This window comes from Pantoea sp. GM01 (genome assembly GCF_000282675.1).
Classification (GTDB): Bacteria; Pseudomonadota; Gammaproteobacteria; order Enterobacterales; family Enterobacteriaceae; genus Pantoea; species Pantoea nemavictus.
Window position 1 is genome coordinate 43191 of record NZ_AKIU01000006.1, and the last position, 22595, is coordinate 65785.

General features: G+C 55.3%; 22 protein-coding genes and 1 pseudogene. 8 read left to right on the forward strand and 15 right to left on the reverse strand.

Going from position 1 to position 22595, the window contains the following annotated elements:
* Positions 1 to 94: 94 nt before the first annotated feature.
* Positions 95 to 3400: a ribonuclease E gene (rne, locus tag PMI17_RS02630; RefSeq protein WP_007885788.1), complete on the forward strand. Its 3306-nt coding sequence runs from the start codon at positions 95 to 97 to the stop codon at positions 3398 to 3400.
* 277 nt (positions 3401 to 3677) lie between these two features.
* Here the strand turns inward: rne and flgL are convergent, their stop codons facing one another.
* The 11 genes from flgL to flgB all read right to left on the reverse strand — a co-directional run bounded on the left by flgL (position 3678) and on the right by flgB (position 13627).
* On the reverse strand, positions 3678 to 4640 hold the full coding sequence (gene flgL, locus PMI17_RS02635) for a flagellar hook-associated protein FlgL (RefSeq protein WP_007885789.1): 963 nt from the start codon (positions 4638 to 4640) through the stop codon (positions 3678 to 3680).
* A gap of 18 nt (positions 4641 to 4658) precedes the next feature.
* Positions 4659 to 6302 (reverse strand): flagellar hook-associated protein FlgK, encoded by a 1644-nt coding sequence (gene flgK / locus PMI17_RS02640; RefSeq protein ID WP_007885790.1) that lies wholly within the window; start codon positions 6300 to 6302, stop codon positions 4659 to 4661.
* Between the two features lie 119 nt (positions 6303 to 6421).
* Positions 6422 to 7363: a flagellar assembly peptidoglycan hydrolase FlgJ gene (flgJ, locus tag PMI17_RS02645; RefSeq protein WP_007885794.1), complete on the reverse strand. Its 942-nt coding sequence runs from the start codon at positions 7361 to 7363 to the stop codon at positions 6422 to 6424.
* On the reverse strand, positions 7363 to 8469 hold the full coding sequence (locus PMI17_RS02650) for a flagellar basal body P-ring protein FlgI (RefSeq protein ID WP_007885796.1): 1107 nt from the start codon (positions 8467 to 8469) through the stop codon (positions 7363 to 7365). The genes flgJ and PMI17_RS02650 overlap by 1 nt, the downstream gene beginning before the upstream one ends.
* Before the next feature lie 12 nt (positions 8470 to 8481).
* Positions 8482 to 9192: a flagellar basal body L-ring protein FlgH gene (locus PMI17_RS02655; RefSeq protein ID WP_007885798.1), complete on the reverse strand. Its 711-nt coding sequence runs from the start codon at positions 9190 to 9192 to the stop codon at positions 8482 to 8484.
* 63 nt (positions 9193 to 9255) lie between these two features.
* A complete protein-coding gene (gene flgG, locus PMI17_RS02660; RefSeq protein ID WP_007885801.1) occupies positions 9256 to 10038 on the reverse strand; it encodes a flagellar basal-body rod protein FlgG in 783 nt (260 codons plus the stop codon).
* 17 nt (positions 10039 to 10055) lie between these two features.
* Positions 10056 to 10814 carry a flagellar basal body rod protein FlgF gene (locus PMI17_RS02665; RefSeq protein ID WP_007885802.1) on the reverse strand — a complete coding sequence of 253 codons (759 nt, stop codon included), beginning with the start codon at positions 10812 to 10814 and terminating at the stop codon, positions 10056 to 10058.
* A gap of 20 nt (positions 10815 to 10834) precedes the next feature.
* Positions 10835 to 12097: a flagellar hook protein FlgE gene (gene flgE / locus PMI17_RS02670; RefSeq protein WP_007885806.1), complete on the reverse strand. Its 1263-nt coding sequence runs from the start codon at positions 12095 to 12097 to the stop codon at positions 10835 to 10837.
* A gap of 25 nt (positions 12098 to 12122) precedes the next feature.
* Positions 12123 to 12794 (reverse strand): flagellar hook assembly protein FlgD, encoded by a 672-nt coding sequence (gene flgD / locus PMI17_RS02675; RefSeq protein WP_007885808.1) that lies wholly within the window; start codon positions 12792 to 12794, stop codon positions 12123 to 12125.
* Between the two features lie 12 nt (positions 12795 to 12806).
* Positions 12807 to 13211, reverse strand: a complete 405-nt coding sequence (flgC, locus tag PMI17_RS02680; RefSeq protein WP_007885810.1) for a flagellar basal body rod protein FlgC — start codon at positions 13209 to 13211, stop codon at positions 12807 to 12809.
* 2 nt (positions 13212 to 13213) lie between these two features.
* Positions 13214 to 13627, reverse strand: coding sequence for a flagellar basal body rod protein FlgB (flgB, locus tag PMI17_RS02685; protein ID WP_007885812.1), 414 nt, complete (start codon positions 13625 to 13627; stop codon positions 13214 to 13216).
* A gap of 153 nt (positions 13628 to 13780) precedes the next feature.
* Here flgB and flgA point away from each other — a divergent pair, with 153 nt between their 5' ends.
* The 3 genes from flgA to flgN all read left to right on the forward strand — a co-directional run bounded on the left by flgA (position 13781) and on the right by flgN (position 15288).
* A complete protein-coding gene (gene flgA, locus PMI17_RS02690; RefSeq protein ID WP_007885817.1) occupies positions 13781 to 14440 on the forward strand; it encodes a flagellar basal body P-ring formation chaperone FlgA in 660 nt (219 codons plus the stop codon).
* Positions 14441 to 14545: 105 nt separating this feature from the next.
* Positions 14546 to 14851: a flagellar biosynthesis anti-sigma factor FlgM gene (gene flgM, locus PMI17_RS02695; protein WP_007885819.1), complete on the forward strand. Its 306-nt coding sequence runs from the start codon at positions 14546 to 14548 to the stop codon at positions 14849 to 14851.
* A 5-nt stretch (positions 14852 to 14856) separates the two neighbouring features.
* Positions 14857 to 15288, forward strand: a complete 432-nt coding sequence (gene flgN / locus PMI17_RS02700) for a flagellar export chaperone FlgN (protein WP_007885821.1) — start codon at positions 14857 to 14859, stop codon at positions 15286 to 15288.
* Between the two features lie 310 nt (positions 15289 to 15598).
* On the opposite strand, the gene murJ is transcribed toward flgN, so the two are convergent.
* From murJ to rimJ, 4 genes are all read right to left on the reverse strand, one after another.
* Entirely contained in the window at positions 15599 to 17137 is a 1539-nt protein-coding gene (gene murJ, locus PMI17_RS02705; protein ID WP_007885822.1) for a murein biosynthesis integral membrane protein MurJ, read from the reverse strand.
* Between the two features lie 121 nt (positions 17138 to 17258).
* Positions 17259 to 18179 (reverse strand): Gfo/Idh/MocA family protein, encoded by a 921-nt coding sequence (locus PMI17_RS02710; protein ID WP_007885823.1) that lies wholly within the window; start codon positions 18177 to 18179, stop codon positions 17259 to 17261.
* Position 18180: 1 nt separating this feature from the next.
* Complete coding sequence (locus PMI17_RS02715) at positions 18181 to 18822, reverse strand: DUF480 domain-containing protein (protein ID WP_007885824.1); 642 nt, start codon at positions 18820 to 18822, stop codon at positions 18181 to 18183.
* A gap of 14 nt (positions 18823 to 18836) precedes the next feature.
* Positions 18837 to 19430, reverse strand: coding sequence for a ribosomal protein S5-alanine N-acetyltransferase (gene rimJ / locus PMI17_RS02720; RefSeq protein WP_007885825.1), 594 nt, complete (start codon positions 19428 to 19430; stop codon positions 18837 to 18839).
* A gap of 245 nt (positions 19431 to 19675) precedes the next feature.
* On the opposite strand from rimJ, the gene mdtH reads away from it, so the two are divergent.
* The 4 genes and pseudogenes from mdtH to PMI17_RS25300 form a co-directional block, all read left to right on the forward strand.
* Positions 19676 to 20878: a multidrug efflux MFS transporter MdtH gene (gene mdtH, locus PMI17_RS02725; RefSeq protein ID WP_007885826.1), complete on the forward strand. Its 1203-nt coding sequence runs from the start codon at positions 19676 to 19678 to the stop codon at positions 20876 to 20878.
* 89 nt (positions 20879 to 20967) lie between these two features.
* Positions 20968 to 21615, forward strand: a complete 648-nt coding sequence (grxB, locus tag PMI17_RS02730) for a glutaredoxin 2 (RefSeq protein ID WP_007885827.1) — start codon at positions 20968 to 20970, stop codon at positions 21613 to 21615.
* 112 nt (positions 21616 to 21727) lie between these two features.
* Entirely contained in the window at positions 21728 to 22291 is a 564-nt protein-coding gene (locus PMI17_RS02735; RefSeq protein WP_007885828.1) for a lipoprotein, read from the forward strand.
* 135 nt (positions 22292 to 22426) lie between these two features.
* Positions 22427 to 22595: pseudogene (locus tag PMI17_RS25300) on the forward strand (dihydroorotase); the annotation flags it as partial.

Here is a 22595-nt window from a genome sequence, read left to right on the forward strand (position 1 = left end):
TGTGCATTAAGACACGGGGTCATCGGTTGATTCTCGTCCAGGGTAACGATGCCCGCAGCTACATCACTCATGTGAGAATAACGAGTAAGTCACGATGAAAAGAATGTTAATTAACGCAACTCAGCAGGAGGAGTTGCGCGTTGCCCTGGTTGATGGACAACGTCTGTACGATCTGGATATTGAAAGTCCTGGACACGAACAGAAAAAAGCCAACATATACAAAGGTAAAATCACCCGCGTTGAGCCCAGCCTTGAAGCTGCGTTTGTCGATTACGGTGCTGAACGTCACGGTTTCCTCCCTCTGAAAGAAATTTCCCGCGAATACTTCCCTGCCAACTACAACGCACATGGTCGTCCGAATATTAAAGATGTGCTGCGTGAAGGTCAGGAAGTTATCGTTCAGATTGATAAAGAGGAGCGCGGTAATAAAGGAGCAGCACTGACTACCTTTATTTCGCTGGCCGGTAGCTATTTGGTATTGATGCCGAACAACCCACGTGCTGGCGGTATTTCTCGCCGTATTGAGGGTGACGATCGTACCGAGTTGAAAGAAGCCCTTTCCGCACTGGAACTTCCAGATGGCATGGGTCTGATTGTTCGCACCGCGGGCGTCGGTAAATCTGCCGAATCGCTGCAGTGGGATCTCAGCTTCCGTCTGAAGCACTGGGAAGCGATCAAGAAAGCGGCAGACAGCCGCCCAGCACCTTTCCTGATTCATCAGGAGAGCAACGTTATCGTCCGTGCCTTCCGCGATTATCTGCGTCAGGATATTGGTGAAATCCTCATCGATAACCCGAAAGTTCTGGAAGTGGCGCGTCAGCACATTGCTGCGCTAGGCCGTCCCGACTTTAGCAGCAAAATCAAACTGTACACCGGTGAAATCCCGCTGTTCAGCCATTACCAAATTGAATCGCAGATTGAATCTGCCTTCCAGCGTGAAGTGCGCCTGCCGTCAGGCGGCTCGATTGTTATCGATAGCACCGAAGCGCTGACCGCCATCGATATTAACTCCGCACGTGCTACGCGCGGCGGTGACATTGAAGAGACCGCGTTTAATACCAACCTGGAAGCGGCCGATGAAATCGCTCGCCAGTTGCGTCTACGCGATCTCGGCGGCCTGATTGTTATCGACTTTATCGATATGACGCCAGTGCGTCACCAGCGTGCCGTCGAGAACCGTCTGCGCGAAGCCGTGCGTCAGGATCGTGCACGCATCCAGATTAGCCACATTTCACGCTTCGGTTTGCTGGAAATGTCGCGTCAGCGCCTCAGCCCGTCACTGGGTGAATCCAGTCATCACGTCTGCCCACGCTGTAGCGGTACCGGCACCATCCGTGATAACGAATCGCTGTCGCTGTCTATTCTGCGTCTGATAGAAGAAGAAGCGCTAAAAGACAACACCAAAGAAGTGCATGCGATCGTGCCGGTTCCGGTGGCCTCTTACCTGCTGAACGAAAAACGTGATGCGGTGAGCGCCATTGAGAAACGTCAGGGCGGCGTGCGTGCCATCATCGTGCCAAACGATCAGATGGAAACGCCACATTACTCTGTACTGCGTGTCCGCACCGGTGAAGAGACGCAAACCCTGAGCTACCATCTGCCAAAACTGCACGAAGCGGAAATGGCGCTGCCTTCTGAAGAAGAGCACGCTGAGCGTCGTCGTCCGGAGCAGCCTGCCCTGGCCGCCTTCGCGATGCCAGATGCGCCGCCAGCACCGGTTGAAGTGGTTAAAGAGACACAGCCAGCGCCAGCCGTTGAAGCGAAAGACAAACCTGCTGTTGCCGCACCTGCAGTGACCAGCACCGGCTTCGTTGCCCGCCTGCTGAACGGCTTGAAGAAACTGTTTGCCGGCGATACGCCTGCTGCGGCTCCGGCTGAAATTCAGCAAGAGACGCCAGCGGCTGTTGAAGCGGAAAATACGCAACAGCGTGGCGAACGTCGCAACAATAACAACCGTCGTAATAATCGTCGTGAGCGCACACCGCGTAATGGCGAGAATGGTCAGGTGCGTGAAGGTCGCGAAGCGCGTGAACCACGCGAGCCGCGCGAAGCACGTGAGCCACGTGAAGCCCGCGAACCGCGTGACAATCAGGACAATCGTCGCAACAAGCGTCAGAACGAACCGCGTGAAGCGCGTCCTGTACTGAGCGATGAAGCACTTGAGCAACGTGATGAGCAGCAGCAACAGCGCCGCGAACAGCGTGCCGATCGCCAGCGTCGTCGTCAGGAAGAAAAACGCACTCAGCAGCAGGATCAGAAAGTCGCTGAACCGGTCGTTCAGGCTGACGTCGTAGACGAAAATGTTGCGCAGGAAGAAGAGCGTGTACAGGTTATGCCGCGTCGTAAACAGCGTCAGCTGTCACAACGCGTACGTGTGGGCGATACCGGTGAAGTCACCGCTGAAGCGCCAGCGCCAGTTGTGCATGAAGCCGCCGCTGAAACTGCACCACGTGCTCAGTACATCGAACATCCGGAAGCCAGCAATGACGAGCAAGATGATAGCGAGAACCGGGACAGCGCCAATATGCCGCGTCGTTCACGTCGTTCACCGCGTCACCTGCGCGTAAGCGGCCAGCGTCGTCGTCGTTATCGTGACGAGCGTTACCCAACGCAGTCTGCAATGCCGCTGGAATCTGCTGCAGCTTCGCCAGAAATGGCATCCGGTAAAGTGTGGATTTCTTACCCGGTTGCGCAAGCGCAGGAAGAGTACACCACGCAAGATGCCATGCATGAAGTGTCGGATTACGGCTATCAACAAACCGCCGCCGCCGTGGCTGAAACCGCTACTGTTGAAACCGCTACGGTTGAACCCGCTGCTGTTGAACCGGCCGTTGAGCAGGTTGCCGCTGAAGAAGCCGTGCATCAGGTTGAACCGCAGGCGCACACTGAGGTGCCGGTAGTGAATACTGATGACGTCACGCCGATTGCAGCGCCCGTCAACGAAGAACCATCAGTGATTTCTGCTGCTGATGAACAAGTTGCGCAGGAAACCGCAGCTGAAGCGGAACCGGCGGCCAGCGTTGAAGAAGCGCAGCCTGAAGTTAGCGCAGTGGCTGACGTTGTTGAGCAGGCGCCTGCTGATGTTTCGCCAGCAGTGGAAGCACAGGTTGAAGAAGTACTGGCTGCGCCAGTGGCTGCAGGAGCTGATGTCACACCGGTAACGGAACCGCATGCGCCGGTTGCAGCACGTGACACTGCGGTAACGACCGTTGAAACGCGCTTCAAACATCATGCTACCGCCCCGATGACCAAAGCACCGGCACCGGCATGGGAACCTGAACCAGCTCGTCATAGCGATTGGGTTCGTCCCGCGTTTGGCTTCGAAGGTCGTGGTTCTGCAGGTGGTCACAGCGCAACGCATCAGGCAACCGCTCCGGCAACCCGTCCGGAAAGCGCCTAAGCGTTAGCAAGTCAGTAAAATCGAACCCCGGCCAGTCCGGGGTTTTTTATTGCCTGCGATTGGCGGCGTTAGATTGATGCCATAAATGACACCCCTATGTTTATTTAGCTGGGTTTTTGTGGGGTAAGCATTCATGCGCACCCAATTATTGCCTTCGTGAGCGGCATGACGCCCTTTATGGCTACCCCAACAGCAGGCAAAAAAAATCCCACAGCCCGAAAGGCGGTGGGAGAAACTAAGCGCACCCGGTTAAAGTACGCTCAAAGGTTCAGATCAATTACGAATTAAGCTGGAACAGCGACATCTGCGACATATCGGTGAAGGTTTTATAGGACGCCTGTAATGCTGTTTGCTTCATGGTATAGCTGGAAATGGCTTGGGTGTAATCAACATCGACAAGGTCGCTCATTTGTGAGCTCATAATTAAATCACGGTCATCACCTTGGGTATCTAGTGTGTCAAGTTCGGCCATTTTAGTACCCAGATCAGAACGAACCTTGAGCACGTTGTTTAAGGAATTACTGAGACCGCGGTTAGTTTTAGCCATGACATCACTGAATGCCTCAGTGGTACTTGCATCGGCTCCTTCTTGTGGCACTTTTAATGCAGCTATAGCACTGTCTAACATATTGAAAAGACTTTTTTCACTGTCAGTCCCATCAGGCTCCGCTTTAGCATTGCTTGTTAATGACATAAACACCGCATTACCCGCATCTCCAACTGCGATAGTTCGGCTATCATCTATTTTTTGAGAAATGGCCTCTGCCCCTCCCACATATGTCACTCCGCCAGCAGCATCAGAAAAGGGGGCGACATCTGTTTTATAACCAGCAAAAATATAGCGCCCCGTGCCATCCTTACTGTTAGCTTGCGAGAGAATTTGATCGCGAATTCCCTGTAACTGTGTCGCATAGGAAGCACGATCTTCATCGTTCAGCGTTCCTGTTGAGGCAGCAACAACGATTTGCTGTGCCGCGGTAATACTTGTGGTCACGCTTGTTAAAGAGTTCTCTTCCATTGACAAGCTTTGATTAGCAAAACTTCGCGCCATAGCATACTGACTACTTTTTGATTGAGACTGTGACAAAACTACAGCTCGGGAAGCTGCAATGGGATCGTCTGAAGGATTGTTTACCTGACGCCCCGTCGAGAGCTGCTCACCCACTTTTAACCATGAGGCTTGCGAATCGGTAATGCCGCGCACCTGCTGGTTGAAAATCATATTGGTACTAAGACGCATGGTTTTTATCCTCTATGCTTAGCCGCGGATGCCCATCAGCGCATTAAAAATGGTACTCGCCGTTTGCAGCACTTGCGCATTCGCCATATAGAACTGCTGATACTTCGTCAGGTTGGCGTACTCTTCATCAAGGTTGACACCCGACACTGACTGCTGGCGATCGCTCAACTGCGTGACCACATTTTCCTGGGTGGTACTGGCGGTTTCCAGCGTGCTGGTTTTGTTACCGACGCTGCTAACGAGACTGGCGTATGCCTGGGCAATGGTCGCATTGCCATTCACCAATTTGCTGTCCTGCAGATCCAATAATTTTTGCGCATTGCGGTTATCACTTTCACCGCTGGTCGCGCTGGATGCCGCGGCAATTTGCGACTCATCAGTAATCGCCACTGACATGCCAGCAATGACGTTCTGTACCGGTTTAACCAGGAAACTGTCTTTGGCGTTAGGCGCAGGTGAGGTGCTGACCGTCAGTTTCAGACCATCAAAGTTGAGGGTTCCGTCGTTCACATCTGGCGTAACGCTAAACTTCACGTTGTCAGACATGCGGGTTACCGACCAATTACTGCCGTCGTAACTGACGGTGTAGTTAGAGGCTTTCATCGCGCTGGTGTCTGACCAGGCAGCAGTAATGGTAGCTGCTGAGGTGTTTTTGCTGTTACCCACTACGGTTGGCGAACCGATATTGAAGAAGTTGCCACCCTGATCGCCGTTGCTATCATATCCTTCGCTGTGCACGCTGTTGAAGCTAGTGGTGAACGCCGCAGCGAGTTGGCCGAGCTGATTTTGTGCGCTATCCAGATCCTGCGTACGGAACGCCAACAAACCGCCGAGTGAACCGGTGGTCAGCGTCTTCTCCGGAATTTCAACATTTCCCGCCTGCTTGTCGACATAGCCGACGGTGGTGCGTGTGGAATCGCTACTGGACGGCATCGCCACCAAACTGGTGGAGTTCTTACCATTCACCAGCGTCACGCTACCCATGGAGACGATATAGCTACCATCCTGCTGAGATACGTTAACGCCAACCACATTGTTCAGGCTGTTCACCAACTGATCGCGCTGATCCAACAGATTGTTCGGTGCCGCACCACCGCCGGTAGTGAGCTTGGCGATCTGGCTGTTGAGGTCAGCGATTTGGCTGGTGAAGGTATTGATCTGATCAACGCTTGAAGCAACGTCAGTATTGACGCTGTTCTGCATATTATTGAGATATTGCGCCGTGGTCTGGAACTGGTTTACCAGGCCTTGTGCGTAGCTCAACATTGATTGACGGGCGGACGGATCGTTGGCGTTACTCACCACGTTCTGTACGTTGGTGAAGAAGCTTTGGATTGAGGTCGACAAGCTCGTGGTTGACGTCGACAGCAGATCATCAATGTTAGAAATTTGATTATATTGCGTATTCACGGCGCTGTAGTTGGCGCTGGAACCGCGCAGCTGAGCAGTAATGAATTCATCATATTCACGTTGTACGCCTGAAAGCGTCACACCGTTGCCGTAATAGCTGTTGCCCTGCAAGGTGCTGTTGGACTGCGACAAAATCGCCGTCTGACGCGAATAGCCCGCTACCGTGTAATTGCTGATGTTATTACTGGTGGTGCTTAATGCAGCCTGTGCGGCGCTCAGCCCACTCATCGCTGAGTTAATTATGCTGGACATCTCGGTTCCTTAATTTCCCGTTAACCGGGCTGGCAGTCATCAGTGCGATTGCGCGGGCGAAGAACGCCCGCGGCATGTGATTGTTATCGGCGTGCTTAAGTGAAACTTGAGGGCAAAAATCAGAACAAATCGGTGATATCGTTGCTGTACGCCTTCACCACTTTTTCGCCCATGTTTTTGAATTGTTGGATCATTCCCACCAATTTTTGCGCATACTTCGGATCGGTGGCGTAACCGGCGGCCTGCAGAGCACGGGCGCCCTGCTCGGCGCTTGGCGCATTCGCCACGGCGGCATAACGCGGATTACTGGAAAGCAGTTTGACGTAGTCGCTGAGCGCTTCCATATACGAACCATAGACACGGAAGCTGGCGCGCACTTTTTTCGCTTCGCCGCCTTCATATTCCGTGGTCATGATATCGGTGGTTTGCCCCTTCCAGTCGCCGCTCGCCTTGATACCAAACACGTTGTAACTCGGTTTGCCATCACGCGTCAGAATCTGACGCTGGCCCCAGCCTGATTCCAGCGCGGCCTGCGCCAGAATCAGGTGATGCGGAATACCACTCTTCTGGCTGGCAACCTGAGCAGGCTGCGCCAGCTGCGCGATAAAGTCGCTGCTGTCACTGGGCAAACTGCTCGGTGAAACTGGCAGACGTGGCACCGCTTTACGCACCATCTGCTCGAGCTGACTGGAGGGCAGATTGCTATAAATGAAGCTGTTATCCAGCTTCATCGGCACCGTGCCCGCCATTTCGTCTGGCTCCTGCGCGGGCTGCATCTGTTTAACGATCAGATCCGCCATCCCCAGCCCGCGTTTCCCGATCTCCTGCGCAATCTGCTGATCGTACATTGAGGTGAAAAGCCGCGTCTGGTCATTGCTCAGCATGCCATCCTGCGGCAGCGCTGCGCGCATGCTCTTCATCATCATCTGCACAAACATCCCTTCAACCTGCTTTGCCACCTGCATTGCCTTCCCTTTCGGATCGGCGGCGGCTTCACGTTTTAGGTCGTTCAGTGAGCGGCTGTCATAGGCCGCATTCATCAGCGATTGCGTGTCGGTCATCAGATAATTTCCAGTTTGGCGCGTAAGCAACCTGCGCTTTCCATCGATTGCAGAATCGACATCAGATCAATCGGCGATGCACCGAGCGCATTAAGCGCACGCACCACGTTATTGAGGTTGGCGCTGGAGTTCACACGCTGTAGCGCGCCACCACTCTGACGCAGATCGATCTGGGTATTGTTGGTCGTCACGGTCTGACCACCGGCCAATGGCGTATCAGGCTGACTGACGTTCTGCTGCTGATTGACGGTAACCGACAGATTGCCCTGCGCTACGGCACAGGTGTTCAGCGTCACTTCGCGATTCATCACCACCGAACCGGTACGTGAGTTGATAATCACCTTGGCATCTTCCAGCGGTACCGAAACATCGAGATTCTGAATCTCTGCCAGCAGTCGTACCTGCGAACTGTTATTTGGTGAGACGCGAATCTGCACGGTGCGCGCATCCAGCGGCTGCGCCGAGCCGATACCACGGCTGTTGATCGCGTCAGCGATACGCTGCGCCATGCTGAAGTCTTCATTATTCAGCTGCAGGTTAATGGTGTTCTGGCTACCGAAGTTGCTCTGCAGTTCACGCTCCACCGTAGCGCCGCCGGTAATACGGCCACCGTTGAGCTGGTTAACCTGCACGCTGCTGCCGCCGGCCGATGCACCGGCACCACCGACCAAAATGTTGCCCTGCGCCAGCGCATACACCTGGTTATCGACGCCTTTCATCGGCGTCATCAGTAGCGTACCGCCGCGCAAACTTTTGGCGTTACCCAGCGAGGAAACCACCACGTCGATGTTTTGCCCCTGACGCGCAAACGTAGGCAGCTTGGCGGTGACCATCACCGCCGCCACGTTTTTCAGCTGCATGTTGGTACCCGCAGGTACCGTAATACCGAGCTGCGAGAGCATGTTGCTAACGGTTTGCGTGGTAAATGGGGTTTGCGTAGTCTGGTCACCGGTGCCGTCGAGGCCCACCACCAAACCGTAACCGATCAGCTGGTTATCGCGCACGCCCTGCACCGAGGTGAGATCGCGGATGCGGTCAGCATGTGCCATTACGCTGAAACCGAGCAGCAAGCCCAGGCTCAGGCGGAGCAGAGTCGTCATAGTCATTCTTACTACCTCTTACATCGGCGAGACGTTCAGGAAGAAACGCTGGAACCAGCCCATCGTCTGCGCTTCATTGATATAACCATTTCCGACGTACTCAATACGTGCATCGGCCACCTGTGTAGATAACACAGCGTTGCTGGCGCTAATGGTGCGCGGATTTACCACACCGGAGAACCGGATGAATTCGGTGCCCTGGTTAATTTCGATCTGTTTCTCACCCACTACGCGCAGGTTGCCGTTCGACAACACCTGATTCACGGTGACGGTGATGGTGCCGGTAAAGGTGTTATTCGCGGTCGCGCCGCCTTTACCTGCGAAGTCATTTTTGCCATTGGCATCAAGCGTGGCTTTTTCGCCACTCGCACCCAGCAGGCCACTCAGACCGGTTGGCACGCCCGTGACGCCTAAACTGTTGCTGCCATCGCGGCTGGCGTTGGCGGAGGAGCTTTTGCTGGCGCTGACGTTTTCCTGCAAGGTAATCGTCAATGTGTCGCCAATATTGCGTGGACGGCGATCCTCAAACAGCGGCTGATAGCCGTAGTTCAGCGGTGCGACGCCCTGAAAAATGGAACCGTTCACCACCGGCGGTGCGGATGGCGTCGGCTCAGCCGTTGTCGATCCTTGTACCAGTGGCGTGCGCGGTACCAGCGCACAACCGTTAAGAGTGAGTAGCAGCGTGGCTACCAACCAATGACCAGGCTTGAGAATCACTTGCTTCGCCACGGAGTTCTGACCTTATTCATGTTGCTTAATCAGGCCAGCTAAGCTGGCCCAACGACACCAGCCTTACAGCTGGGTTAATTTCGCCAGCATCTGATCGGAGGTGCTGATCGCCTTGCTGTTAATCTCGTAAGCGCGCTGCGTTTGAATCATGGTAACCAGCTCTTCCGCCACGTTGACGTTCGAGGTTTCCACATAACCCTGATACAGCAAGCCCGCGCCGTTCTGGCCCGGCGTGCTCTGCGTGGCTGCGCCCGATGCCTGGGTTTCCTGATAGAGGTTTTCACCCTGGCTATTCAGACCGGCATCGTTCATGAAGGTGCTCAGCGTCAGCTGACCAACCTGCGCCGGGTTGGTTTGGCCCTGCTGCGTCACGCTCACCACACCATCACGCGAGATGGTGATGCTGGTGGCATTGGCCGGAATGGTAATGCCCGGCTGCACCGGATAACCGGCGTTGGTGACCAGCTGGCCGTTCTGATCCACCTGGAACGAACCATCACGGGTATAGGCTGAGGTGCCATCCGGCATCTGCACTTCGAAATAACCCTGGCCGTTGATCGCCACGTCTTTCGAGTTGCTGGTCTGCGACAGGTTACCCTGCTGATGCAGACGTTCGGTGGTGACGGGACGCACACCGGTACCGATCTGCAGACCTGACGGCAGCGTGGTTTGCTCCGACGACTGCGTGCCCGGCTGACGCAGGGTTTGGTACATCAAATCTTCGAATACCGCGCGCGAACGTTTAAAGCCGTTGGTGCTCACGTTCGCGAGGTTGTTTGAGATGACGTCCATGTTGGTTTGCTGAGCGTCAAGACCGGTTTTGGCGATCCATAAAGAACGAATCATGGTGTTTTCCTTACGCCTTAGCTGCTCATGTTGAGCAAGCTGTTAGCTTTTTGTTCGTTTTCATCAACGTTGGAGATCACTTTCATCTGCATCTCAAAACGTCGGGCGTTGGCGATCATATCGACCATGGTTTCCACCGGCTTGACGTTACTGCCCTCCAGCACGCCAGGCATAACGCTCACCGTGGCGTCGTTGGCCAATGCGGCACCGCGCGTGGCCTGCGCTTGCTGGGTTGGGCGGAACATGCCGTCATCACCGCGCTGTAACTCTTTGGCAGTGGCACGTACCAACTTCAGTTTGCCAATCTGTACCGTGGCGTTAGGCGCATCGCCGGCGTTACGCGAGGTGATGGTGCCGTCTGCCGCAATCGTCAGTTCGGAGCCTTGCGGTATGGCGATTGGACCGCCATCGCCCATCACGGGATTGCCCTGAATGGTCAAAATACCGGTTGAGCTGATCTGCATGTTGCCGTTGCGGGTATAAGCTTCAGAACCGTCAGCGGTACGCACCGCCAGCCAGCCGTCTTGCTGTACGCCCACATCCAGCGCACGGCCGGTGTTGTCCATCGCGCCGGGTGACATATCAGCGCCCGGCGTTGAAGCGGCAACCAGGGTACGCGTCGGCAGCGACCAGCCACTGACCGGCACGGCGCGCAACGCATTGAGCTGAGCACGGAAGCCCGGCGTTGAGGCGTTGGCGAGGTTGCTGGCGGTAACCGATTGCTGATCCAGTGTCTGACTGGCCGCGCCCATCGCGGTATATATTGCGTGATCCATAAAGCAATCCCGTTAGCGAATTAACGTAAGTTAACCAGGGTGTTAAGAATCTGGTCCTGAGTTTTGATGGTCTGGCTATTGGCCTGATAGTTACGCTGCGCAACGATCATATTGACCAGCTCTTTGCTCATATCGACATTGGACGCTTCCAGCGCACCTGAAGTCAGGTTGCCATAAGTACCCGTGCCTGCCAGACCCACAGCTGCCTGACCTGATGAGCTGGTCGCTGACCAGACGTTGTCACCTTCAGACTTCAGACCTTCCGGGTTAGAGAAGCTCGCCAACACGATCTGGCCCAACAATTGGGTTTTCTGGTTGGAGTAAGTGCCGGTAATGGTGCCGTCATCGTTGATGGTGTAGCTGGTCAAATCGCCTGGCTGATAGCCATCCTGCGTTGGGTTACCAAAGGTGGTCGCACCGGTGTTTTGCTGCAAACTACCCAACATGCTTAGGCTGATGTTCATGCCATCCGCACCGTTGGTGCCGCCCACAACCAGGTTTGCTAATGAGGCGCTGGTGTCAGCTACACCGGTAGCGGTGATTTTTCCAACCTGCGTCAGCTTACCGTTAGCATCAAACGACATCTGGTAGCCCAGGTTATCGCCGGCTGCGGTGTTACCAACTTCACTGCCCGTGGTGGAGTCGACCATGTGCACAGTCCAGGTGTTGTCCGCCGTTTTGATGTAGTACATATCCAGCTGATGATCATTACCCTGCGTGTCATACACCGTCATGGTGGTTTTCGCGTTGTAGCTGTCAACGTTAGACTTATCAAACGTGGTCACACTCGGGGTGGTGCTGGTGGAGTTCAGGTTTGCAACCTGGGTGGCTGTCGTCGTTGCACGTGCGCCCATCTGCGTGGTAGGGATACTCAGCGCAACCGGGTTGGCACCGGTCTGAATGGTTGGCGGTGTGCCGCTGGCCGGATAGCCAGAGACGTTCAGGCCCTGAGTGTTTACCAGGTTACGGTTTTCATCCAGAGTGAACTGGCCGTTACGCGAATAGAACACGCCGCCACTGGCGTCGGTCATGCGGAAGAAACCGTTGCCGCTCAGCGCTACATCCAGTCCACGACTGGTTGATGTGGTACTGCCATCACCAAAGTCCTGGATAACGGCGGCAACTTTGGTACCCAGACCCACATTAGAACCGGCAAACATATCGGCAAAAGCAATGGTGCTGGATTTAAAACCGGCTGTGGCGGAGTTGGCAATGTTGTTACCAATCACATCCAGGTTGCTGGAGGCAGCATTCAGGCCGCTCACCGCTTGTGAAAAAGACATGTAATCTCTCCTGCTAAAAGGTTAATCAGAGAATCTGACGAATTTCATCGAGTGTCGCGGAGCCCATGGTGCCGAGATCCAGTTTTGTGGTGTTATCCGTGGTGCTCACGCCATTGACGTAGGCATAGTTCAGCGGCTGCGCCACCAGTTGCGTGCTGCCATTGCTGGCGGCCAGTGAGATAGAATATTTGCCATCCGCGGCGGTAGACCCGTCATCCATCTTGCCGTCCCACGAGAAGGTGTGGACACCCGCACTCTGCTTGCCAAGATCGATGGTCCGAACCGTCGCGCCATTGCTGTCTTTAATGGTGACGCTGGTGGCCGTGGAAGCCGTGGCGAGCTCCACACCAAACGGCGTGGTTGTCCCGCTGCCTACCAGCACCTGCGAACCCTTGACCATCACGCCATGTCCAATCAGTGTTGAACTCTGCAACGACTGGCTGGTGGTGATTTGGCCAGAGATAGATCCCAGCGTGGTATTCAGTTTTTCAATACCGCTCAGGGTGTTGATCTGTGCCAACTGCGTGGTGAGCTGGCTGTTATCCATGGGATTGGTCGGATCCTGGTTTTTTAGCTGTGCCACCAACATGTTCAGGAACTGATTCTGCAGGTCGGCGGAAGAGTTACCGCTCGACGCACTGCTGGAGGTCAGTACCGTTGGGTCCAGACTGTCTTTAATCCCAACTGCTACGCTCATATTCGTTCTCCGTTACTGACCGATGGTGAGGGTTTTCATCATCATTGACTTCACCGTGTTCAGCACTTCCACGTTGGCCTGATAGCTGCGCGACGCTGACATGGTGTTAACGGTCTCAGACACGACGTCAACGTTCGGCATCTTGACGTAGCCTTTCTGATCCGCCATCGGATTGCCTGGGTCATACACCAGTTTTGCCGGTGTCGGATCGTCAACCACGCCGGCGACTTTCACGCCGCCGGTGGCTGCGCCCTGCGCCGCATCGGTCTGGAAAATCACCTGCTTTGCCACGTACGGCTGGCCATCGGGCCCGGTTACGCTGTCGGCGTTCGCCAGGTTACTGGCGCTGACGTTGAGGCGCTGAGATTGCGCTGTCATCGCAGAACCGGCGATATCAAAAATATTCAGCAATGCCATGCTTATTGCCCCTGCAGTACGCTCATCATGCCTTTGATCTGGCTACTGATGAGGGTGAGATCGGTTTGGTATTTCAGGCTGTTATCAGCAAACTGCGTACGCTCGCGATCCATATCCACGGTGTTGCCATCCGCGGCGGGTTGATCGGGAATGCGGTACATCAGATCCAGTGACGGCTGAGAGTTGGTTTGCGCTTCAATGTGGCGTGAGGACGTCACATTCAGCGCCAGGCTGCTGCCTTCGGCGCGACCGTTTTGCATCACCTTGCTCAGTTGGCTGGCAAAGTCGATATCCCGGGCCTGGTAACCCGGGGTATCGGCGTTGGCAATGTTTGACGCCAGGATTTCCTGACGCTGAGCACGTAGGTTTAACGCTTCAGTACCAAATCGCAGCGCGGCATCGAGTTTGTCGAGCATGCTTCCTCCGCGAATGAGAATTTCGAGCTGACAGCTTAAGTGGACAAAAGCAAGGGTGATCGTCTGAATAGCAGCAAAAATGACGGCTATTTTTGACATTGATTTTTTTGCACAAGGCGTAGACTCAGTGCCATCTTCTCGTCAGGAGGCGTTATGCGCAGATATTCCACCTTGCTAACCACACTTTGGCTGGCACTGGCGCTACCCAGTCATGCTGCGGATCTCACCGCACAGTTGACGCAATTTTTTAAAGCGCGCGACCCGCAACATGCCGCCGGTATGACGGTGGTGGTGCGTACACCGCAGGCGCAATGGCCAAGCTGTGAAACCCCGGAGTTGCAGCTGCCGGGCAACAGCCGGCAGTGGGGCAACATCAGCATCGCCGCCAACTGCGATCAAAATCGGCGTTTCTTGCAGGTGCAGGTGCAGGTCACCGGCCAATATCTGGTGGCGAGCCGTCAGGTAGCGCGCGGCAGCAATCTCAGCCCGGCGGACGTGCGTCTGGAAACCGGCCGTCTGGATGAATTGCCGGCACGCGCATTGATGGATAGCAGCGGCGTCATTGATGCAGTAGCGCTGCGCGATATCCCGCCAGGACAACCCGTGACCGCGACCATGGTGCGTCAGCCGTGGCGGGTGAAAGCTGGTCAAAATGTGATGGTGGTGGCGAGCGGAAACGGGTTTAATGCCAGCAGCGAAGGACGTGCGCTGAACAACGCCAGCGCGGCCCAAATGGTGCGCGTGAGGATGGGAAATGGTCAGGTTGTCAGTGGTCGCGTCGACGCGGATGGGAATATTCTGATATCGCTATAAAGCGTTAAAGAACCCTGTTGTTCTGCCGATAGAGATATCAACAAAGACATTACCCTATGCTGACTCAGTTGGCTGACCCCCAACTGACCTTACAGGAGCCTTACCATGAGCATCGACAGAACGCAGCCTACTAACCCGGTTAGCACTGTTCAAACACGCGACAACAACGATAACAGCGGCAAAGTGCGCCAGAGCGCCACGCCAGCAGCCAGCACCACCAGCGAAAGCGGTGCGGAAGTGAAGTTGAGCACCGCGCAGGCGCAGCTGATGCAGCCTGGCAGCAAAGATATTAATACAGCGCGCGTTGAGCAGCTGAAAACGGCCATTCGTAATGGCGAACTGAAAATGGATACCGGTAAGATCGCCGATGCGCTGATCGCCGATACCAAGGCGTATTTAGAGGGTAACTAATCCCAATGGACAATCTGCTGATCACCTTAGATAAAATGCAGGACGTGCTGGCTTCCCTTACCGTGATAATGGATGAGGAGCAGCAGCAACTTTCTGCCGGTCAGGTTAATGGCAACATGCTGCAGCGTATCTCCGAAGATAAAAGCGCGCTGCTGACGACGTTGAATTATCTGGACGAAATGCGTCGTAATACCGAGAAAACCCTTGGTACGCAGGCGCCCTATGGTGATCACAGTGAACGCGAGATCCGCTGGACACGCATTCAGCAGCATACGCGCCGCCTGCGTGATACCAACACGCATAACGGGATTCTGCTGCAGCATCAGATTGGCTTCACCAATGAAGCCCTGGCGGTGTTGCGACCCCATCAAACTCAGGCATTTTACGGCCCGGATGGTTTAGGTAAAGGTCAGGCGACCTTGAGTCGTAAAGGGTAAAAACGCTGTTCGTGGCGTAATATTGCGGGTTTGATTAAGGCTGCGATCTTTCGGGATGGCGGCCTTTTTGTTTTGCTGCGGGTGCGGGACATACATCACCCGCCACTGCCGGGCTGTCCTCGCGCCGCTTATGCGGTGCCTTCAGCTCCAACGTTGTGCCGACGGACCGTTCGGGATCGGGCTTCCTGCCCGGCCCGAACTGAGTCCCGCATCCATGCGGGACTCTCCTGGCCCACCGTTTACGCTTCAGCGCTGCGGATAGCCCTTACGCGGCGGCAGATGTTGCATGTCCGTTGAGATAATGCGGAGTTTACGCCAGCGTACGGCGCGCAAAATCGCGGGGACGGAAGCCAAGCAGGCCAAGCATCACAAAATAAGCCCCGCCGCCGATGGCGCAGACTGCCGCCAGACGAATCAGGCGCCACCACATCTGCCCCTCTTCCCAGGCCGGCATCACCTGCAAAATACCCAGCAGCGCCGCGGCCATCACCACCACCGCAATCAGCAAGCGCGACAGGAAACTGAACCAGCCTGGCTGCGGCTGGAAGATATCCTGTTTACGTAACTGCCAGTAGAGCAGCGCGGCATTCAGGCAAGCGGCCAAACCGATCGACAGTGACAAACCGGCATGCTTCAGCGGACCAATAAACACCAGGTTCATCAACTGCGTGACAATCAGCGTCACGATGGCAATTTTCACCGGCGTTTTGATGTCCTGACGTGAGTAAAAGCCCGGTGCCAGCACTTTCACCACGATCAGCCCCATCAAACCTACCGAATAGGCAATCAGCGCGCGCTGCGTCATTAACGCATCAAAGGCGGTAAATTTACCGTACTGGAACAGCGCTACCGTCAGCGGGCCGGACAAAATGCCCAACGCCACCGCGCTCGGCAACGCCAGCAGGAAACAGAGGCGCAGGCCCCAATCCATCAAGCGTGAATACTCATCCTGGTTACCGCTGGCAAAGCTTTTCGCCAGCGATGGCAGCAAAATGGTCCCCAGCGCCACACCGAGCACGCCAGAAGGAAACTCCATCAGACGATCGGCGTAGTACATCCACGAAACCGAACCGGACACCAGAAACGAGGCGAAGATGGTGTTGATGATCAGTGAAATCTGGCTGACCGAGACGCCGAGAATCGCCGGCCCCATTTGACGCATCACGCGCCACACGCCCGCATCGCGCAAATTCAGGCGCGGCAAGACTAGCATGCCAATCTTCTTCAGGTGCGGCAGTTGATAGAACAGCTGCAGCACGCCGCCCATCACCACCGCCCAGGCCAGCGCCATTACCGGCGGATGGAAATGCGGCGCGGCAAACACCGCAAACCCAATCATGCTGATGTTTAACAGCGTTGGCGCAAACGCCGGCACCGAAAAACGGTTCCAGGTATTAAGAATGGCCCCCGCCAGCGAGGCCAGCGAGATCAGCAGAATATAGGGAAAGGTGACGCGCAGCAGTGCGCTGGTTAAGGCGAATTTATCGGGCGTATCGGCGAAGCCTGGCGCGGTCACCACAATCACCCAGGGCGCCGCAATCATCCCCAATACGGTCACCACCGCCAGTACCAGCGTTAATAAACCGGAGACGTAGGCGACAAATACACGGGTGGCATCTTCGCCCTGCTTACTTTTATATTCCGCGAGAATCGGCACAAAGGCCTGAGAGAACGCGCCCTCAGCGAAAATACGACGCAGCAGGTTCGGCAGTTTGAAGGCAACAAAGAAGGCATCGGTTGCCATGCCAGCACCAAATACGCGCGCCACAATGGCATCGCGGGCAAAGCCCAGCACGCGGGAAAACAGGGTCATCGAACTGACCGCAGCCAGCGATTTCAACAAATTCATATTGAGTGGCGCATCCTGAAAAGTGTCGGAGAAATGAGCGACTTAGCGCGGACATCCCTTGATGTCCGGCGATAGTCTACTGACACGGCGGGAAATGACCAGCATTGAGTGTTACAAGGGGTTATTCCTGTTCGGCATCGCGCCACAGTTTTTCCACCAGACGCTGCGCCGCCAGTGCTTGCTCGCCACTGGTTTCAGGCATCGTCTGATTTTCTACACACTGGATGAAATGCTGCGCTGCGCCGCTGAAACCGCGCTGGGTAAGATGACTTTGCCACGCGGGCGGCACATCACGCACGATTCCGCTGCGGTTCTCCTGCTGCCAGTCGCGCATCTCATTAATTTCAATGTAATCGCCGTCACAGATGGCGCTCACCACCTCGCGCTGCGTACCCGCACGACGGTGCATGCTGGTGGTGATTTGTAGCGATCCGGCGGAGAAGTGGTGCTCGGCGAAAAGCATCGCGCCATCATCATTGGTTTCGATGTGTCCTAACTCGCGCTTTAGACTACCGCCAGCCAGCCACAGCGCGGTATCAACCACGTGCAGATAATCGTCCAGTAAGGTAAAACGCAGATCGTGCGGGCCGACGCTATCTGCACGGTGCTTCTCAATGCGCAAGGATGCGGCACGCGGCATTTCACTTTTCAGCTGCTGATAACGCGGCGCAAAACGGCGATTGAACGCCACCATCAGCTTACGCTTATGCTTGTCAGCCAGCGCCACCAGCGCCTCGGCCTGCTGCAGGGTTTCGGCTAATGGCTTATCAACGCACACATCCTTGCCCGCCAGCAATAGCGCCTTGACGACTTCGTAATGGCTGGCGGTGCTACTGTGCACGAACACCGCATCGCTGGCCGCCGCCAGGGCATCCAGCTGGCCAAAGTACGGCATGCGATAGCTGTCGCAAATCGGTTGTGCCTTTGCCTGGTTGGGAGAAAATGCCCCCGCCAGCTGCCAACTGCTGGCCTGAGATAGCACCGGCAGCCACGCTTTTTGCGCGATACCGCCTAAACCCACAATGCCAATACGTAGCGTCATCTCAGTTCTCCTTTGCCAGCAGCTGTTCCAACTGCGACTGCAACTGTGCAACCGTTTCTTCCAGCTGCGCCACGCGCGCCGCAAGCGTGTCATTATCCGCTGCGGTTTCGCCGTTGGCCGCCTCTTCCACCACCTCGCCACCGAACAAGTGCATATAGCGGCTCTCACGTTTGCCCGGCTCACGCGCCAGCCGCACCACCATCGGACCATCATCGCGCGTGGATAATCCGTTGAGTGTCTGCTCCACTTCATTCATATCGCTGAATTCATGCAGGCGGCCGCTGCGCGTACGCAGCTCGCCGGGCGTCTGCGCACCGCGCAGGAATAACAGCGTCAACACTGCCACTTCGGCGCTACTCAATTGCAGATTGCCGAAAGCCGAGTTACAGAAACGTTGCTCATACTTACTAACGCGCTGGCCAAAACCGTTATTGGCCGTCACCAGATGCTTTTTCACCAGCTCATCGAGCTGCGCTTGCACCTCCATTTCGCTGAGATTCAGCACCGGTTCACGGTTGGATTTTTGATTACAGGCGGTCACTACGCCATTGAGTGAGAGCGGATATTGATCCGGTGTGGTGACCTGCTTCTCCAGCAGGCAACCAATCACGCGCAACGCCTGCGCGGATAAGGCCATTTTCATTGGGATATCCTTTTTTATTGTCCACGGCGATCCGGGGTCCACTCCCGGTAAGTGAGCGCAGTCAGCACGTGATCCTGCCAGCGCCCATCAATCAATAAGTAATCTTTGGCGTAGCCCTCTTTTTCAAATCCGAGGCGCGCCAGCAAGTCGCCACTGCGCTGATTGTGCGGCATGTAATTGGCCATAATGCGGTGAATGCGCTGCTGCCGCTGCATATAACGAATCGTGGTGCTGAGCGCTTCAAACATCAGCCCCTGACCTTGCCACTTCTCCCCGAGCGAATAGCCGAGGTAGCAAGCGTGGAACGATCCGCGCAGCACGTTGCTGTAGTTGGCAACGCCACGTACTTCATGCTCTTCCGGGTCCATCAGCACAAAATAGTAGGCAGAGCCCTGTTTATGCATGTCGGCGATCAGTCCGAGGCGTGCTTGCCAGCCCGAAGGATAACAATGGCTTTCGTCGCGAACCGGCTCCCAGGGCTTAAGAAATGCACGATTTTCCGCATAATAATCGGCCAACCGCCAGGCATCGCGTTCATGTACTAAACGGACCACTAAGCGATCGGTAGTGAGGCGCACGCGTGGGCCAGCAGAACGATAGCCAAACATCATGACTCCTGAAATCCATAACTTAAGAAAGATGTACGCCAGCGGCGATACTTCTCACTATAACCGTCACCCCGCTTGCGGTAAAACCCTGCAACGCGTTCCAGGTGATTGATCCTGACTTAGGATTAATATTTCTGCGGATTCGATGAAAAAATATCATCCTGAGAAAGCTATTTTTCGCTCTGCTGCAGGTGGAAAATAGACCAACTGGTCTCTTATCTCCTCTCACTTGCTCAGGAATTAGCATGTCTCGGGTTGCGCGGGCACGACGCCTCGGTAAAACTTTTCTTTTAGTCGATAACATGCTGGTGGTGTTGGGATTTTTCGTGGTATTTCCCCTCATCTCCATCCATTTTGTTGAACAGCTGGGTTGGGCCGCGCTGATGGTTGGCATCGCGCTCGGCTTGCGTCAATTCGTTCAGCAGGGATTTGGCATTTTCGGCGGTGCTATCGCCGATCGTTTCGGTGCGCGTCCGCTGATTGTGACCGGCATGCTGATGCGTGCGGCGGGTTTTGCCTGCATGGCGCTGGCGCATGAGCCCTGGCTGTTATGGCTCGCCTGTTTGCTCTCTGGTCTGGGCGGCACGCTGTTTGATCCACCACGCAGTGCGCTGGTGATGAAACTGGTGCGCGCGCGTGAACGCGGTCGCTTCTTCTCGCTGTTGATGATGCAGGACAGCGCCGGCGCGGTACTGGGTGCGCTAATAGGTAGTTGGTTGCTGGCGTGGGATTTTCGTCTGGTGTGCTGGGTTGGCGCAGCGGTGTTTGTTAGCGCAGCACTGTTTAATGCGTTTTGGCTACCGGCATGGCGCATCTCGACCGAACGCATCGCGATGCGTGCGGGCATGCAGCGCGTCTGGCAGGACAAGCGCTTCCGCCTGTATGTGCTGACGTTGACCGGCTACTACATTCTCGCCGTACAGGTGATGTTGATGCTGCCGGTGATGGTGAATCAGGTGGCTGGGGCACCGGCTGCCGTGAAGTGGATGTACGCCATTGAAGCGCTGCTGTCGCTAAGTCTGCTCTATCCGCTGGCGCGCTGGAGCGAAAAACGCTTCCGCCTGGAAACGCGCCTGATGGCAGGGTTGTTCCTGATGACTTTCAGTCTGCTACCGGTTGGCATGACCGATTCGCTGCCGTCGCTGTTTATGCTGATCGCGATATTTTACCTCGGTTCGATTATTGCCGAACCGGCGCGTGAAACGCTCAGCGCGTCGCTGGCCAGTTCGCGCGCACGTGGCAGCTATATGGGCTTTAGTCGTCTCGGCCTCGCCATTGGCGGCTTAATCGGCTATTCCGGCGGCGGCTGGATGTTCGATATGGGCCAGCAATGGGCGCTACCCGAACTGCCGTGGATGCTGCTCAGCAGCGTGGGCATGGTCACGCTTTTCGCTCTGTGGTGGCAGTTCCAGCCGCGCCCGGTGGCTCCGGCGATTTTCAGCAGCTAGTTTGCCCCGGCCAAAGATCTCTTCCATACTTCCCGCACGTCCGAAAAAAGGGTGACCTCCGTCACCCTGAGAACCACAGGAGAAACGGGATGAAACTTTACATCTACGATCACTGCCCTTTCTGCGTGAAGGCACGCATGATTTTCGGGTTAAAAAATCTGCCGTTAGAACTGATCGTGATGCTCAATGACGATGAGCAAACACCGAAGAGGTTGATTGGGCAGAAAATGGCGCCGATTCTGCAAAAAGCCGATGGCAGTGCCGTGCCGGAAAGCATGGATATTGTACGTCTGGTGGATAAATCCGATCATGAACCGCTGCTGAATGGCAAAAGTAATCCCGCGATTAGCGACTGGCTGCGCCGCGTGAACGGCTATGTCAATAAGCTGCTGATACCGCGCATCGCCGATGCGTCCTTTGCCGAATTCGCCACGCCGGAAGCACGCCGCTACTTTAGTGAGAAAAAACAGGCCAGCATCGGTGACTTCACCGAGTTGCGTAAACACGCGCCGGGTCTGATCAAAAACATCAGCGATGATCTGCGCCAGCTCGATAAGTTGATTGTCAAACCTAACGCCGTTAACGGCGAGCTTTCCGAAGATGACATTCATCTGTTCCCGCTGCTGCGCTCCCTGACGCTGGTTAGCGGCATTGAATGGCCTAGCCGTGTGGCCGATTATCGCGACAATATGGCGAAACAAACTCAGGTTAATCTCCTCTCCTCTATCGCCGCTTAATCATCCTGCAATGAGAAGCGCAGTCGCGCTTCTCAGCTCTGGCCTGGTGACACCTTGTCCATATTCAGGCAGGCTATCGCTGTTTTGCCGTTTCGATCAGGATGAGGACACTATGAAAAAGGCGTTTTCCGGGCTGCTGGCCCTGTTTTTAGCCGTGCTACTCAGCGGCTGTAACCAATTAACGCAATACACCATCAGCGAGCAGGAAGTGAATCAGGCGCTGCAAAAGCGCAATAACTTTGAAAAAGACATCGGCGTTTCCGGGCTGGTAAATGCGCATATCGTGCTGAGTGAACTCAATAGCCAAATTGGCCGGGAAGAGCCGGGCAAAGTCACGCTTTCTGGTAAAGCCAATATCAATGTCAGCTCGCTGTTTGGGCCGCAGCAGGCAGAAATGCTGCTGAAGATGAAGGCGCAGCCGGTGTATAACGCCCAGGAAGGCGCGATTTATCTGCATGATATGGAAATTGTTGATGCGCAGGTGCAGCCAGAGAAAATGGCTTCAATCATGAAAACGCTGACGCCTTATCTCAATGAGTCGCTGAAACGCTACTTCAATGAGAAGCCGGCCTATGTGCTGAGTGCAGACCGCAGTAAAGGCGAAGCGCTGGCGAAGAAACTTGCTAAAGGGATTGAAGTAAAACCGGGACAGTTAGTGATTCCGTTTACCGAATAATCCACGCAACCGCACCTTCGGGTGCGGTTTTTGTATGTCACGATAAAATCCCGTGCAAACGGTTGCCCACATCCTTATGATTACTCCCCGGCCTAAACGCGCCTCTCGTTTTCTTCTCAGCCGGAGTCTTTTTGAATGACAGCCCAACCTCAGCAAATCACTATTCGCCGCCCTGACGACTGGCACATCCATTTGCGCGATGGCGCGATGCTTAACGCCGTGCTGCCTTATACCAGCGCCGTGAATGGTCGTGCGATTGTCATGCCAAATCTGGTGCCACCGGTCATTAGCGTGGCGGCTGCCG

What these genes read in the sequence shown, in the direction of transcription:
- rne (WP_007885788.1), top strand. Translation starts at nt 95, where the DNA reads ATGAAAAGAATGTTAATTAACGCAACTCAGCAGGAGGAGTTGCGCGTT.
- flgL (WP_007885789.1), bottom strand. Translation starts at nt 4,640, where the DNA reads ATGCGTCTTAGTACCAATATGATTTTCAACCAGCAGGTGCGCGGCATT.
- flgK (WP_007885790.1), bottom strand. Translation starts at nt 6,302, where the DNA reads ATGTCCAGCATAATTAACTCAGCGATGAGTGGGCTGAGCGCCGCACAG.
- flgJ (WP_007885794.1), bottom strand. Translation starts at nt 7,363, where the DNA reads ATGACCGACACGCAATCGCTGATGAATGCGGCCTATGACAGCCGCTCA.
- PMI17_RS02650 (WP_007885796.1), bottom strand. Translation starts at nt 8,469, where the DNA reads ATGACTATGACGACTCTGCTCCGCCTGAGCCTGGGCTTGCTGCTCGGT.
- flgG (WP_007885801.1), bottom strand. Translation starts at nt 10,038, where the DNA reads ATGATTCGTTCTTTATGGATCGCCAAAACCGGTCTTGACGCTCAGCAA.
- PMI17_RS02665 (WP_007885802.1), bottom strand. Translation starts at nt 10,814, where the DNA reads ATGGATCACGCAATATATACCGCGATGGGCGCGGCCAGTCAGACACTG.
- flgE (WP_007885806.1), bottom strand. Translation starts at nt 12,097, where the DNA reads ATGTCTTTTTCACAAGCGGTGAGCGGCCTGAATGCTGCCTCCAGCAAC.
- flgD (WP_007885808.1), bottom strand. Translation starts at nt 12,794, where the DNA reads ATGAGCGTAGCAGTTGGGATTAAAGACAGTCTGGACCCAACGGTACTG.
- flgC (WP_007885810.1), bottom strand. Translation starts at nt 13,211, where the DNA reads ATGGCATTGCTGAATATTTTTGATATCGCCGGTTCTGCGATGACAGCG.
- flgB (WP_007885812.1), bottom strand. Translation starts at nt 13,627, where the DNA reads ATGCTCGACAAACTCGATGCCGCGCTGCGATTTGGTACTGAAGCGTTA.
- flgA (WP_007885817.1), top strand. Translation starts at nt 13,781, where the DNA reads ATGCGCAGATATTCCACCTTGCTAACCACACTTTGGCTGGCACTGGCG.
- flgM (WP_007885819.1), top strand. Translation starts at nt 14,546, where the DNA reads ATGAGCATCGACAGAACGCAGCCTACTAACCCGGTTAGCACTGTTCAA.
- flgN (WP_007885821.1), top strand. Translation starts at nt 14,857, where the DNA reads ATGGACAATCTGCTGATCACCTTAGATAAAATGCAGGACGTGCTGGCT.
- murJ (WP_007885822.1), bottom strand. Translation starts at nt 17,137, where the DNA reads ATGAATTTGTTGAAATCGCTGGCTGCGGTCAGTTCGATGACCCTGTTT.
- PMI17_RS02710 (WP_007885823.1), bottom strand. Translation starts at nt 18,179, where the DNA reads ATGACGCTACGTATTGGCATTGTGGGTTTAGGCGGTATCGCGCAAAAA.
- PMI17_RS02715 (WP_007885824.1), bottom strand. Translation starts at nt 18,822, where the DNA reads ATGAAAATGGCCTTATCCGCGCAGGCGTTGCGCGTGATTGGTTGCCTG.
- rimJ (WP_007885825.1), bottom strand. Translation starts at nt 19,430, where the DNA reads ATGTTTGGCTATCGTTCTGCTGGCCCACGCGTGCGCCTCACTACCGAT.
- mdtH (WP_007885826.1), top strand. Translation starts at nt 19,676, where the DNA reads ATGTCTCGGGTTGCGCGGGCACGACGCCTCGGTAAAACTTTTCTTTTA.
- grxB (WP_007885827.1), top strand. Translation starts at nt 20,968, where the DNA reads ATGAAACTTTACATCTACGATCACTGCCCTTTCTGCGTGAAGGCACGC.
- PMI17_RS02735 (WP_007885828.1), top strand. Translation starts at nt 21,728, where the DNA reads ATGAAAAAGGCGTTTTCCGGGCTGCTGGCCCTGTTTTTAGCCGTGCTA.